The organism is Micromonospora sp. NPDC048063 (genome assembly GCF_043202855.1).
GTDB lineage: Bacteria > Actinomycetota > Actinomycetes > Mycobacteriales > Micromonosporaceae > Micromonospora.
Window position 1 is genome coordinate 60,917 of record NZ_JBIDBG010000019.1, and the last position, 13,733, is coordinate 74,649.

Genomic DNA, 13,733 nt, shown 5'->3' on the forward strand with positions numbered 1-13,733 from the left:
ATAGACGTCATTCGTTCCTCCACGGGAGGTGGTCGGGCAGGTCGCTGCTGACCCGCCCCGGGAAGGCCGGAGCGCGTCGCTGCCGGAAGGAGTCGAAGCCCTCCCTCGCGTCCGCGCTCGTCAGAGCCTCTGCGGAGAGTCGGGAGTCCAGCCGGTGCGCCGGGTACGGCGAGTCCAGCGCGCTGGTCCGGTACAGCATCTGCCGGATGACCGCCACGGACACCGGCGCGGTGCTGGCGATGATGGTCCGCGCGAGCTGGTACGCCTTGTCGAGCAGGTGCTCCGGCTCGTGGACGCTGTGCACCAGGCCGGCCGAGAGCGCCTCGGCGGCGTCGAACGCCCGCCCGCTGATCATCCAGTCGAGCGCGCAGCCCATCCCGACCAGCCGCGGGAGGAACCAGGTGGACGCGCCTTCGGCGTAGATGCCCCGCCGGCTGAAGACGTACCCGAATCGCGCGTCGGTGGCGGCGAGCCGGTAGTCGGCCGGCAGGATGATGGTGGCTCCCGCGCCGACGGCCGCGCCCCGGATCGCGGCGATGACCGGCTTGTTCATCGCGAAGATCCGCATCGAGCACCGCCCCGCCGGTTCCGCCCACTCGGCCTCGGGGTCGTCGGGGGTGTCGAACTCCGTCACGGACATGTCCAACCCGGCGCAGAAGTGCTCACCCGTACCGGTGAGGACGACGACCCGGACGTCGTCGTCGCGGTCGGCGCGGTCGAACGCGTGCGCGAGTTCGTCGGCCATCCGCAGGGTGTAGCCGTTGCGCTCCTCGGGACGGTTGAGCGAGACCGTGGCGATCCGGTCCGAGAGGGAGTAGATGATCTCGCTGTACGTGTCCACGCCGGCACCCTAGAGCAAGGTCAACGCTCGCGGCAATGCTCGACGGGTCGGCTGTTCGGCCACCGACGACAGTCCTGAGTAGACCATTGATCGGTTGCTGCCGTTCGGGCAGACTTCCGCCGTGTCCTCCAGTGTCTTCGATATCTACCGCCGCCATCTCGGCGAGGGGCTGGGGCGGGTCGCCGCCATGCTCCACACACCACTGGAGGTCGGCGCCACGGGCACCGTGGTGCACACCGCGGACGGTCGCCAACTGCTGAACTGCGCCGGCTACGGCGTGTTCTTCGTCGGTGCCGGCAATCCGGTCGTACTCGCGGCGGTGCGCGACCAGCTCGAACGGCAGGCGTTGTCCACCCGGGTGCTGCTGAACGAGCCCGCCGCCCGGGCCGCCGAGGCGTTGACCTCGGTGGCGCCGGAGGGCCTGGTCAAGGTGCACTTCTCCAACTCGGGCGCGGAGGCGGTGGAGACCGCGATCAAGATCGCCCGGGCGAACGGGCGGCACCGGCTGGTCTCCATGCACAGCGGATACCACGGCAAGACGGTCGGCGCGCTGTCGCTCACCGCGCGGTCGCTCTATCAGGACCCGTTCCGCCCGCTGCTGCCCGAGGTCACCCACGTCAGGTTCGGCGACCTGGACGAACTGGCCGCCGTCGTCGACCGTGACGTCTGCGTGGTCGTCGAACCGGTGCAGAGCGAGGGCGGGGTGATCATCCCCCAGCCCGGCTATCTCAAGGCCGTCGAGGCGCTGTGCCGCGATCGGGGGGCGATGCTCGTCCTGGACGAGGTGATGACCGGGCTGGGGCGGCTCGGGACCTGGTGGGCGGCGGACCGCGACGGCGTACGGCCGGACGTCCTGCTGGTCGGCAAGGCGCTCAGCGGCGGGCTGGTGCCGGTCGCGGCGACCCTGGCGACCGAGGAGGCGTTCGCCCCGTTCGACAAGGACCCCTACCTGCACACGTCCACGTTCTCCGCGAACCCCCTCGCCATGGCCGCCGTCCGCGCGACGGTCGAGGTGATCAGGGAGGAGAAGCTGGTGGAGCGGGCGGCCGACCTGGGCGAGCGGCTACTTGCGGCGATCACCGAGACGGTGCGGTCGATCGGGCACCTCGTGGCCGACGTACGCGGCGCCGGGCTGCTCATCGGAGTGGAGTTCCGCTCCGGAATGCACGCCGCGGAGTTCCTGATGGACCTGCTCGACAACGACGTGGTCGTCAACCACTCGATGAACGCGCACCCGGTGCTGCGGCTCACCCCACCCGCCACGATGACCCCCGACGAGGAGGAGCGGCTGGTCGCCTCATTCGAGCGGGCCTGCGCCGCCCTGGCCGCGCGTTTCCCCGCCACCGGAAGCGACTCCCCCGCATGACGCGACGTACCGTCCTGGTCACCGGGGCCAGCGGCGTCGTGGGCACCGCCGTACTGGCGGAACTCTCCGGGTACGACGTGATCGCCGCCGCCTACCGACGCCTGCCGGGCGGCTCGAACCGGGTGGTCCGGCTGGACCTGCACGCCCCCTCGCTCGGGCTCGACCGCCGCGCCTACCGCGAGCTGTGCGCCGAGGTCGACGCGGTGGTCCACTCCGCCGCCATCGTCAACTTCTCCGCCGACCAGGCGGAGGTGGACCGGCTCAACATCGAGGGCCTCGGCCGGGTCGTCGAGTTCGCCGCCGATGCGGACGCGACCCTGGTCCACGTCAGCACCGCCTACGTGTCCCGGTACGGCCGCGCCGGTGGCGGCGGCAGGCTGGGCACCGAGAAGGTGGCCGCGCGGACCGACGAGTACGTCACGTCGAAGTACCTCGGCGAGCAGATGGTCCGCGACAGCGGCATCGACGCGGTGATCGTCCGGCCGGCGATCGTCATCGGCGACTCCCGTACCGGCGTCATCCGCCAGCCCCAGGGAGTGCACCAGCTCGCCGAGTACCTGGTGACCGGCAAGCTGCCGTTCATCCCGGCGCATCCCGGCACGTTCTTCGACCTCGTCCCCCAGGACATGGTCGCGCAGGGAATCCGCGCGGTGCTCGACGCCGACCTGCGCAAGGGCGACTACTGGCTGACCGCCGGACCCGCCGGCATCCCGGTGGAGCGTTACCTCGAACTGGTGACGGAAACCGCCCGCGAGTGCGGCATGGACATACCCGACGGCCGGATCGCGGATCCGTCCATCGTGGATCGGCTGGTCCGGCCGGCGTTCGCGGACGTCCTTCCTCCCGAGGACCTGGCTCGGCTGGACGGCGTGGTGGCCGTCTGCGGGCTGGTCATCATCCCCGAACTGCTGCCGACATCGTTCGGCACGATTCCCGGCGGACCGGACGCGATGACCCCGGCGCAGGCCGAGGACGCGTGGCGGGTCAGCCTGCGTCACCTGATCCGGGGGTTGCAGCAGTGATCGTCAACCCGAGCTGAGGAGGCCACCCGCGATGGAGTGCTCCGTCATCGTGCACGCTCTGCTGCCCAGGGCAGACGCCAAGGAGTCGTTCGACCGGTTGGCCGACTTCGCCGCGTATCCGGAGTTCACCGACACCGTACGGACGGTCGGGGTGACCGAGGTCAGCCCGACCGAGGTGGAGTCGACGTGGGAGGTGAACTTCCGCCGGGGCATCCTCGTCTGGACCGAACGCGACCAGATCGACCCGGTCAACCGCCGCATCGACTTCGAACAGACCAAGGGCGACTTCGCGACGTTCACCGGCTCGTGGCTGGTCGTCGAGGCCGACGAGGGGGTGCGGGTCGAGTTCGACAGCCGATTCGACCTGGGCATCGCCTCCCTGGCGAGCCTGATCGACCCGGTGGCGTGCGCGGCGATGCGCGACTCGATCCGGGACATCCTGCGCGGGCTGTTCGGCTCCGACATCGAGGTCACCGTGGTGGAGGCCGCCCCGCTCGGCTGAGCGGCCGCGGGCCGTCCTCCAGCCGCCCGATCGGCTGGAGGACGGCCCGCTTTCCCGACGGGCCGGGGCGGGCTCCTAGTCGAGCAGGTCGAAGAAGTCGTCCTTCGCCGCGTCGACCTTGTCCGACTCGGTGTCGACCAGCGACAGCAACTGGTTCAGGGCGTCGGCGAGCCGCCTGCGCGCCACACCGTCCATCGTCAGGTTGGCCAGGCTGGACTCCAGCCGGGTCAACTCCTCCAGCACCCCGAGCGCGGTGGACGCCTGCTCGGGCAACAGCTCACCGCGTAGGTAGCCGACCAGTTCCCGCACGTTCGGGTAGTCCAACACCATGGTCGCCGGCAGGGTCAGCCCGGTCGCGGTGGCGAGCCGGTTGCGCAGCTCGACCGCCGTCAGCGAGTCGAATCCGAGCTCGGGCAGGCTCCGGGTGCCGTCCAGGTCGGCGGCGGAGGTGTGGCCGAGCACCCTGGCGGCCTCGGCGAGCACCATCTCCCGCAGCACCCGGTCCTGGTCGGCGGGAGCGAGCCCGGGCAGGGTCCTGGCGAGGTCCGTGCCTCCCGCCCGGGTGCCGCCGGTCGGGCCGGGCGCGCCGCCGGTTACCGGGTCGACCGACGCGGTGGCCGGCGCCCCCAGGCCGGCGACGTCCGCGCCGGCCGGGCGGTCCGTGGCCATCAGGTCGTGCAGCACCGGCGGCACCGACCGCCGGTCGTGCCCGTCGAGCAGGGCGCTGTCCACGTCGACGAGGACCGGCGTCGCCGCGTCCGAGTCGAGCGCCCGTTCCAGCAGGGCCAGTCCGCGCCCCGGCGGCAACGGCGTCAGCCCGATCCCGCGCATGCGACGCAGGCCCGTGTCACTGACCTGCTCGGCCATCCCGTCCGGCAGCTCCCACAGGCCCCACGCCAGCGACTGCCCCGGCAGCCCCTGCGCGCGCCGCTGCTCGGCGAGGGCGTCGAGGTAGGCGTTGGCGGCGGCGTAACCCGACTGCCCGGGCGAGCCGAGCAGGCCGGCGGCGGAGGAGAAGAGCACGAACGCGGCCAGGTCGCACTCGCGGGTCTGCTCGTGCAGCTGCCGTGCGCCGTCCGCCTTCGGCCGCAGCACTCCGGCCACCCGCTGCGGGGTCTGCGACTCGACGACCCCGTCGTCCAGCACACCGGCCAGGTGCAGCACGGCGGTGAGCGGATGCTCGGCGGGGACGGACCTCAGCAGGGCGGTCAGGGCCGCCGGGTCGGCGACGTCGCAGGCGACGACGCGCACCGACTCCGCGCCGAGCGCGGTCAGCTCGCCGACCAGGTCGGCGGCGCCGGGGGCGTCGGCTCCACGCCGGGACGTGAGCACCAGGTGCCGCACCCCGCGCCGCTCCACCAGGTGCCGTGCCACGAGACGGCCGATGGCGCCGGTCGCGCCGGTGACGAGGACGGTGCCCTGCGGGGCCCACGGCCGTGGTCCGACGTGGGTGACGGCCCCGGGATCAGTGGGGGCCCCGGTCTGCGGGACGAGGCTGTCGGTGGCCGACGGGTGCAGCCGAGGCACCAGCAGTCCACCGGCGCGGACGGCGACCTGCGGTTCTCCGGCGGCGCCGGCCGCGGCGAGCGCCTGCCGCGACGCCGGGTCGTCGTCCAGGTCGATCAGCGCGAACCGGCCGGGGTGCTCGGACTGCGCCGACCGCAGCAGCCCCCACGCCGCCGCCTGCGCGAGGTCCCGGGACTGGTCGCCGACGGCCCGCCGGGTCACCACCGCCAACCGGGCGGCGCCGTACCGCGGGTCGGCCAGCCAGCGGTGCGCCAGGTCGAGCGCGGCGGCGACGGTGGGGTGCGGGTCGTCACCGCCCGGCGGCAGTTCGGTGAAGACGAGGTCGGGAACCTGGTCGCCGGCCGCCAACTCGTCGAGCCAGACCACCGGCTGGTCGGACCGGACCGGCGCGGCCGGCACCCAGCGCAGCTCGTACCCGCCGCCCGACCCGGACGGCCCTAGGGTGAGCCGGTCGGGGGTGATCGGCCGTAGCGCGACGTGCCGGACCGAGGCGACCGGCGCACCGGACGGGTCGGCGAGGACGACGTCGACACCGTCGCCGACGCGGGTCAGCCGGACCCGCAGCGCCGTGGCGCCTCGGGCGTGCACCTGCAGGCCCGTCCAGGAGAACGGCAGCGCGATCCCGTCGTCCGCGCCGGCGTCGCCGATCAGGCCGAGGGCGTGCAGCGAAGCGTCGAGCAGCGCCGGGTGCAGCAGGAAACCCTCGGTCGCGCCGGCGGCGTCGGCGGGCAGCGTCACGTCGGCGAAGATCTCGTCGCCCCGCTGCCACGCCCGGCCGACGCCCTGGAACACCGGGCCGTAGTCGTAGCCACCGGCGCGCAGGCGGTCGTAGAAGCCGTCCGTGTCCAACGGCGCCGCGCCCGGCGGCGGCCACAGCCTCAACCGGGTGGCGTCGCTGGTCCGCACCGGGGCGACGGTTCCCGTCGCGTGCGGCGTCCACGTTCCGCCGGGTGGGCGCGCGTGGATGGTCAGCGGGCGGGTCGGGTCGCCGTCCGTCCCGGCGACGACCACCCGGGTCTGGACGGCGCCGGCCTCGGGGAGCACCAGCGGCGCCTGCAGGAGGAGCTCCACCACCTCGGGGCAGCCGGCGTGCGCGCCCGCGCGCGCCGCCAGCTCCGCCAGCAGCGCGCCCGGTACGACGACCGTCCCGCCCACGCGGTGCTGGGCGAGCCACGGCTGGGCGGCGATCGACAGTTCGCCGGTCAGCAGCACTCCGGCGTCCAGCGTCTCGACCGGCTCCCCGAGCAGCGGCCGGGCCGGTGGGGTCAACCAGTACCGCCGGTGCTGGAACGGATAGGTGGGCAGCTCCGCGGGCGGGACGTCCCCGCCGACCAGCGCGGGCCAGTCGACGTCCACGCCGTGGGCGAACAGGCGGGCCACCGCGCCCCAGGCGGAGTCCCGTTCGTCGCGCCCGCCGCGCAGCAGCGGCACGGCGATCGTCGGGTCACCCGTGTCGGCGTCCAGGTCGCCGACGGAGTCGAGGACCATGGCCGACAGCACGCCGCCGGGCCCGACCTCCAGGAACCGGCTCACCCCCTGCTCGCGTAGCCGGCGTACGGCCTGCGCGAACCGCACCGGTTGCCGCGCGTGCCGACTCCAGTGCCCCGGTGTGATCATGTCCACCGGCAGGCCCGTCTCGTTGGAGACCAGCGGGATCTCCGGCGCCCGGTGGGTGAGGTCCGCCTCCAGCTTGGCGAGGTCCGCGAGCATCGGCTCCATCAACGGGGAGTGGAACGCGTGGCTGACGCGTAGCCGGGTGGTCCTGCGGCCTCGTGCGGCGAACGCGTCGGCCACGGTCTGCACCGCGTCCTGCGGGCCGGCGACGACGACCGACGTCGGGCCGTTGACGGCGGCGAGCCCGACCTGCGCCGCGGGGTCGGCGATCAGCGGCTCGACCTCCTGCGGGGTGGCCTGGATCGCGGCCATCGCGCCGCCGGCGGGCAACGCCTGCATCAGCCGTCCGCGGGCGACGACGAGGCGGGCGGCGTCGTCCAGCGACAGCGCGCCAGCCACGTGGGCGGCGGTGATTTCCCCGATCGAGTGGCCGAGGACGAAGTCCGGCCGGAGGCCCCAGTGTCGCAGCAGCCGGTACAGCGCCACCTCCACGGCGAACAGCGCCGGCTGGGTGTACTCGGTCTGGTCCAGCAGGTCCGGGTCGCCGTCGATGACCGCGCGGACGGGACGGTCCAGGTGCCGGTCCAGTGCGGCGCAGACCTCGTCCAGGGCGGCGGCGAACCGCGGTTCGGCCGCGGCGAGTTCCCGCCCCATCCCGGGTCGCTGCGATCCCTGTCCGGGGAAGACCAGGGCGAGCCCGCCCTCGCTCGCCGTGCCGGTGACCACGGCCGGGGCGTCCTGCCCGGCGGCGAGCGCCGCGAGGGCGTCGCGGTCGAGGACGACGGCGCGCTGTTCGAACGCCGTACGCCGGGCTGCCGCGACCGCCGCCGCGCGGACCGGCAGGTCGGGGTGGGCGTCGAGGAAGGCGTCGAGGCGGCGGGCATGTTCGCGCAGCGCGGGGACGGTCCGCGCGGAGAGCACCAGCGGCACCGGCACGGCCGCGCTGTCGGTCGGGGCGACGGGCTCGTCCTGCGGCGCCTCCTCGACGATGACGTGCGCGTTGGTGCCGCTGATCCCGAACGACGACACCGCCGCGCGACGCGGCCGGGCGCCGGCCGGCCAGGGCTGCTCGTCGGTCAGCAGCCGCAGCGGGCCGGCGGACCAGTCCACGTACGGGGTGGGTTCGTCGACGTGCAGCGTGCGGGGCAGCCGGCCGTGCCGCAGCGCCAGCACCATCTTGATGACCCCGGCCACGCCGGCCGCCGCCTGGGTGTGTCCGATGTTCGACTTGACCGACCCGAGCCACAGCGGACGCTGCCGGCCGGAGCCGTACGCGGCGGTCAGCGCCTGGGCCTCGATCGGGTCGCCCAGCCGGGTGCCGGTGCCGTGTGCCTCCACCACGTCCACGTCGGGTGCGTCGAGGCCCGCATCGGCGAGCGCGTCGGCGATCAGGCGTTGCTGGGACGGACCGTTGGGCGCGGTGAGGCCGTTGGACGCCCCGTCGGAGTTGACCGCGCTGCCGCGCAAAACCGCCAGGACGCGCCGGCCGTGCCGGCGTGCGTCGGCGAGCCGTTCGAGGACCAGCACACCGGCGCCCTCGGCCCAGCCGGTGCCGTCGGCGGCCGCGGCGAACGACCGGCACCGCCCGTCCGGGGAGAGCCCGCCCTGGCGGCTGAACTCGGTGAACACCAACGGCGTCCCGATCACGGTGACCCCGCCGGCCAGTGCGAGGTCACACTCGCCGGTACGCAGCGAGCGGGCCGCCAGGTGCAGCGCGACCAGCGACGACGAGCAGGCGGTGTCGACCGACAGCGAGGGTCCCTCCAGGCCCAACGTGTACGACACGCGGCCGGAGACGATGCTGGACGCGTTGCCGGCCATCAGGAAGCCGGCGACCTCCGGCGGGATGGCGCCGAGGCGCGGGGCGTAGTCGCCGGCGATGACGCCGGTGTACACGCCGGTGCGGCTTCCGCGCAGCGTGCGCGGGTCGATGCCGGCGCGTTCCAGCGCCTCCCAGGAGATCTCCAGCATCAGCCGCTGCTGTGGGTCGGTGGCCAACGCCTCGCGGGGCGACAGGCCGAAGAACCCGGCGTCGAAGTCGCCGGCGTCGTAGAGGAACCCCCCGTGGCGGGCGTAGGTGGAGCCGGGACGGTCGGGGTCGGGATGGAACACCTGCGGGTCCCAGCCCCGGTCGGTCGGGAACGGCCCGATGCCGTCGCGGCCGTCGGCCAGGAAGGTCCAGAAGTCCTCGGGGGTGGCCGCTCCACCGGGGACACGGCAGGCCATCGCCACGATGGCGATCGGCTCGGGCGCACCCGACGGCGCGCCGTCCGGCTCGCCGGCCGCCGGCGTGGCGACGCGGTGCCCCGGCTGCGGGTCCGCGTCCGGGCCGCCGACCTGTTCGGCCAGGTACCCGGCCAGGGCCGACGGGTTGGGGTAGTCGAAGGCGAGGGTGCCGGAGAGTTGGAGCCCACTCGCCTCGGACAGCCGGTCGGCCAGTTCGAGCGCGGTCAGTGAGTCGAAGCCGAGGTCGGCGAAGGCACCGTCGGCAGTGACGTCACCACGCGGCCGACCGAGCACCTCGGCCGCCTCGGTACGTACGACATCCAACCACCACTGCGTCCTGGAGTCACCCATTCAGGCGGCCGCCTTCCGCGATCATCAACGTCGGTGCCGCGGTCACCCACCGGGCAGCGGTCATCCTCTATCGGTCACGGCGCCCAACACAATCGCCCGTACGGACTCCACAAAGGATCTATGGTCTTTGTCGATCGCCCTGTCTACGCTGTCCCGCATGATTCAGGCGAGATCGAGGTGAGCCGTTTCGTCGATGCCGTCGTCGGCACCGCCGGGCGGTCGTCGGGCGGCATGGTCACCGGCGCCCCCGCGAACCCGGTGCGGCGCGGCTGGGGGCAGTTGCACGAGGCGGCCCGGCGTACGGCGGCGGCACTGGTCGCGGGCGGGCTGGCCCCCCGCCAGGCCGTCGCGGTCCTGGCCGGTGACCCGGGGGAGGTCGCGCGGGTCGCCCAGGGCACGTGGCTGGCCGGCGGCAGCGTGACCATGCTGCACCAGCCGACCCCGCGGACCGACCTGGCCGTCTGGCGCGACGACACGCTGCGTGTCCTGCGCATGATCGACGCCCGTCTGGTGCTGGTGGGCGCCCCGTTCGAGGCGATGGCCGGCGTGCTGCGCGAGCAGGGCGTCCCCCACCGGATGATCGGCGACCTGGACAGCGACCGGGAGTTCACCGTCGTGCCCGCCGCCGAGGACGACACCGCGCTGCTCCAGTTGACCAGCGGCTCGACCGCCGAGCCGAAGGCGGTGCGGATCACCCACCGCAACATCCACGCCAACCTCGTCGACACCGCGGCCCACCTCGAGTGCGGCGACGACGACGTGCTGGTGAGCTGGCTGCCGCTCTTCCACGACATGGGCATGGTCGGCTGCCTGCTGCTGCCCATGTTCACCGGCATCGACCTGGTCATGGTCACGCCCGCGGAGTTCCTCGGTCGCCCGATGGTGTGGGCGGAGCTGATGAGCCGGTACGGCGGCACGATCACCGCCGCGCCGAACTTCGCGTACGCGATCCTGACCCGGCAGCTCGCCCGCGCCGACGCCGGTTCGCTCGACCTGTCCCGGTTGAAGGCCCTGTGCAACGGCGCGGAGCCGATCGACCCGTCGACGGTGGAGGCGTTCGTCGCGGCCGGCGCCCGGTTCGGCCTGCGGCCGGAGGCGGTGAACTGCTGCTACGGCGCGGCGGAGAGCGCCCTGGTCATCTCGCTGTCGGCGCTGTCGGATCCGATGCTCCTCGACACCGTCGACGCCTTGGAGCTGGAGAAGAACCGGCGGGCGGTACCGGCGGGCGACGACCACCCGACCGCCGTGCGCCGGCTGCCCATGCTCGGCGCCGCCCACCCTAGCGTGAGCGTGCGGGTCGTCGACGACTCTGGCGCCGAGCTGGGCGACCGTGAGGTCGGCCGGTTGCAGCTGCGCGGTGACTCGGTGACCCGGAGCTACCTCACCGAGGACGGTCCGGCACCGGCCCTGGACGACGACGGCTGGTTGGACATCGGCGACGAGGGCTACCTGGTCGACGGTCAGATCGTGGTCTGCGGCCGCCGCAAGGACGTCGTCATCATGGGCGGTCGCAACATCTATCCCACCGACATCGAGCGCGCGGCCGCCGGCGTCGACGGCGTCCGCGACGGCAACGTCGCGGCGGTACGGCTGATGGCCGGCGACGGGGTGGCGCGGGAGTCGTTCGCGGTGCTGGTCGAGTCACGCCTGGTCGGTGACCCGGCCGCCGAGAAGGCGCTCTCCGACGCGATCGCCAACCGGGTCCTCGCCGACGTCGACGCCCGTCCGGCGGAGGTCGTGGTGCTGCCGCCGGGCAGCCTTCCGAAGACCCCGTCGGGCAAGCTGCGCCGCGCGGCGGCCCGCTCGCTCATCCCTCGTTGACCGTCCGCCTCCGGAGGAATTCTGTGCGATCCCTTGACCAGGCCCGTGCCCTCTGCGAGTCGTACCTGCCGGGGCTGCTCGACGGGTTGTCCGAGGTCCCGTTCGAGCAGCGGGAAGCCTCCGGCGGCGGCACGCTGCCGGTGTTCCGGGCCAGCGGCGGCCCGAGCCTGGTGATCCCGAAGGACTACGGCGGGCTCGGCGCGTCCCCGTTGGACGCGGTACGGGTCACCCGCGCGATCGGCGCCCACGCGCCGTCGCTGGCGGTCGCGACCACGATGCACCACTTCTCCGTGGCGACGCTGTTCACCTTCGCCGAGAGCATCAAGAACTCGGGCATGGAGTGGGCCCTGCTGGAGGCGATCACCAGCCGCAACCTGCTGGTCTCCTCGGGCTTCGCCGAGGGCCGCCCGGCCCAGGGGATCCTCTCCCCCACGATGACGGCGACGCCGGTGGACGGCGGCTACCGGATCAACGGGTCGAAGAAGCCGTGCAGCCTGAGCCACTCGATGGACCTGCTGACGGCCAGCGTGGCGGTGCCCGCACCGGGCGGCGGCCAGCAGACGGCCTTCCTGCTCATGCCGGCCACGCTGCGCGGCATCACCCGGCACCCGTTCTGGGGCAGCAGCGTGCTCGCCGGCGCGGAGAGCGACGAGGTCCGGCTGACCGACGTGTTCATCGAGGAGGAACTGGTCATCCCGACCGAGAACGGCCCGGACGGGATGCTCGACGACCTGCAGACAGTCGGGTTCATCTGGTTCGAGCTGCTCATCACCGCGTCGTACCTGGGCATGGCCAGCGCGCTCGTCGAACGCGCGTTGGCCGCCGGGCGCGGCGCGGTCACCGACCGCGCCGCGCTGGGCACCCGGCTGGAGACGGCGACGCAGCTGCTGGAGGGCGCGGCCCGCGCCATGCAGGCCGGCGAGACGGACAACGACGCGCTGGCCCGCGTCCTGATGGCCCGCTACGGCACGCAGGACGCCATCACCGACGCCGCCCGCCAGGCCGTCGAAATGCTCGGGGGCATGTCGTTCATCCGCTCCCCCGAGGTGGCCTACCTGGTCGCGGCCTGCCAGTGCGTCGCGTTCCACCCGCCGTCGCGGGCCAGCGTCGCGGCGCCGCTGGTCGACTACCTCGACGGCACCCGCCCGTTCATCATGAACGACAGCGCCCCGGCACCGGCCGCGCAGCCATCAGCGGCGCAGCCGTCCGTGCAGGCACCGGCGGTGCCGGCCGCGCAGCCACCGGGCCCGCAGGCGGCGCAGTCGTCCGTGGCCCCACCGGTCGGCGCACCCGCGCCCAGCCTCGCGGTCCAGCCGGTCCAGGACCCGGCCTCCACCCGGCCCGCCGAGGCCACGGCACCGGTCACCCTGCCCGGCCCGCGCCCGCAGCCGGTGGTCACGTACAGCCCGCAGCCCGCGGCCCCCCGCACCGACGAGCGGTCGGGGATGACGGCGGACGACGCCGCCGACTGGGACCAGGCGTCCTCCCTCTTCGACGGCGCGGAGGGCATCCGGCTGACCGCACGCGACTGCGACCTGCGGTACTGGTTCGCCAACGTCCCGCAGCGCACGCTGCGCGGCAACATCGTGGGCTACCCGCCGGAGCTGGTGACCCCGGACTTCCTCCACGAGCCGGGCCCGCTCCGCGACGCGCTGATCCAGGAGGTCGCCTTCCGGGCGCTGGCCGAGGAACGGGCGGCCCGCGCGATCGGTCACATCGTGGCGTGCGCGCCGGACTCCGCGACGGCGGAGTTCTACGCCACCCAGCTGGTGGACGAGACCCGGCACGCGATGATCTTCCGGAACCACCTGCGGAACCTCGGCATCGACGAGCGGGACGTCGCCGCCGTCATCGCCGAGCAGACCGCGCACGACAAGGCGACCATCCTCGATCCGTTGGAGGAGTACGGCATGCCGATCGTGCGCGAGCAGCAGGACTTCGTCGGCGGCGTGGTGCTGCTGACGATCCTGGTCGAGGGCTTCCTCGCCCCGTCGTTCGAGCTCAGCGAGCGCAAGTGGCGACCGCTGGACCCGCGGATGGCGGACATGGAGAAGGGTGCCGCCATCGACGAGGTGCGCCACCTGGCCGTCGGCACGTCGATCATCCGCGAGCACGTGCAGCGGCACCCCGACGAGAAGGAACGCCTCGTCGAGCTCATCCGCGACGGCATGCGGCTGTGGGAGCAGTTGCCGGTGTCCGACCAGCTGACCCGCTGGGAGAACTGGTTCCAGGAGGGCATCGCCCCGCACCTGGACAGCATCGGTGACTACGAGGTGTGGGACGGGCGACGGCTGGTCGACACCACGCCGGAGGAACGCATCCAGAAGGCTGTCGAGGTCACGAGCATCGTGCACTCCACCCGCCTCACCGACATGGGCCTCGGCCGGGCGTTGATCTACTAACCCGCCCGCCCGTGGCCTGGGGGGCAGCCCCAGGCCACGGGCGGGCCGCACGACTGGCGGG

The 13,733-nt window shown here is 73.5% G+C and carries 7 protein-coding genes; 5 read left to right on the top strand and 2 right to left on the bottom strand.

The window, feature by feature from the left end; translation table 11 throughout:
* Positions 1-7 precede the first annotated feature (7 nt).
* Positions 8-841: an enoyl-CoA hydratase-related protein gene (locus ACGFZ2_RS29560; protein WP_393459202.1), complete on the bottom strand. Its 834-nt coding sequence runs from the start codon at positions 839-841 to the stop codon at positions 8-10.
* 121 nt (positions 842-962) lie between these two features.
* Between ACGFZ2_RS29560 and ACGFZ2_RS29565 the strand changes: the two genes are divergently transcribed.
* From ACGFZ2_RS29565 to ACGFZ2_RS29575, 3 genes are read left to right on the top strand one after another with little or no spacing between them, the layout of a single operon-like run.
* A complete protein-coding gene (locus ACGFZ2_RS29565) occupies positions 963-2,207 on the top strand; it encodes an aspartate aminotransferase family protein (RefSeq protein WP_393459205.1) in 1,245 nt (414 codons plus the stop codon).
* Complete coding sequence (locus ACGFZ2_RS29570) at positions 2,204-3,229, top strand: SDR family oxidoreductase (protein WP_393459208.1); 1,026 nt, start codon at positions 2,204-2,206, stop codon at positions 3,227-3,229. Before ACGFZ2_RS29565 ends, ACGFZ2_RS29570 begins: the two co-directional genes overlap by 4 nt.
* A gap of 31 nt (positions 3,230-3,260) precedes the next feature.
* Positions 3,261-3,731 (top strand): type II toxin-antitoxin system RatA family toxin, encoded by a 471-nt coding sequence (locus ACGFZ2_RS29575; RefSeq protein ID WP_393269103.1) that lies wholly within the window; start codon positions 3,261-3,263, stop codon positions 3,729-3,731.
* A gap of 75 nt (positions 3,732-3,806) precedes the next feature.
* Here the strand turns inward: ACGFZ2_RS29575 and ACGFZ2_RS29580 are convergent, their stop codons facing one another.
* A complete protein-coding gene (locus ACGFZ2_RS29580) occupies positions 3,807-9,449 on the bottom strand; it encodes an SDR family NAD(P)-dependent oxidoreductase (RefSeq protein ID WP_393459211.1) in 5,643 nt (1,880 codons plus the stop codon).
* Between the two features lie 177 nt (positions 9,450-9,626).
* Between ACGFZ2_RS29580 and ACGFZ2_RS29585 the strand changes: the two genes are divergently transcribed.
* Complete coding sequence (locus ACGFZ2_RS29585; protein WP_393459214.1) at positions 9,627-11,270, top strand: fatty acyl-AMP ligase; 1,644 nt, start codon at positions 9,627-9,629, stop codon at positions 11,268-11,270.
* A gap of 23 nt (positions 11,271-11,293) precedes the next feature.
* Positions 11,294-13,672: a hypothetical protein gene (locus ACGFZ2_RS29590; protein WP_393459217.1), complete on the top strand. Its 2,379-nt coding sequence runs from the start codon at positions 11,294-11,296 to the stop codon at positions 13,670-13,672.
* Positions 13,673-13,733: the final 61 nt, after the last annotated feature.

Excerpts from the sequence above, each read along its gene's own strand:
- ACGFZ2_RS29575 (WP_393269103.1), top strand. The coding sequence starts at position 3,261 with ATGGAGTGCTCCGTCATCGTGCACGCTCTGCTGCCCAGGGCAGACGCC.
- ACGFZ2_RS29580 (WP_393459211.1), bottom strand. The coding sequence starts at position 9,449 with ATGGGTGACTCCAGGACGCAGTGGTGGTTGGATGTCGTACGTACCGAG.
- ACGFZ2_RS29570 (WP_393459208.1), top strand. The coding sequence starts at position 2,204 with ATGACGCGACGTACCGTCCTGGTCACCGGGGCCAGCGGCGTCGTGGGC.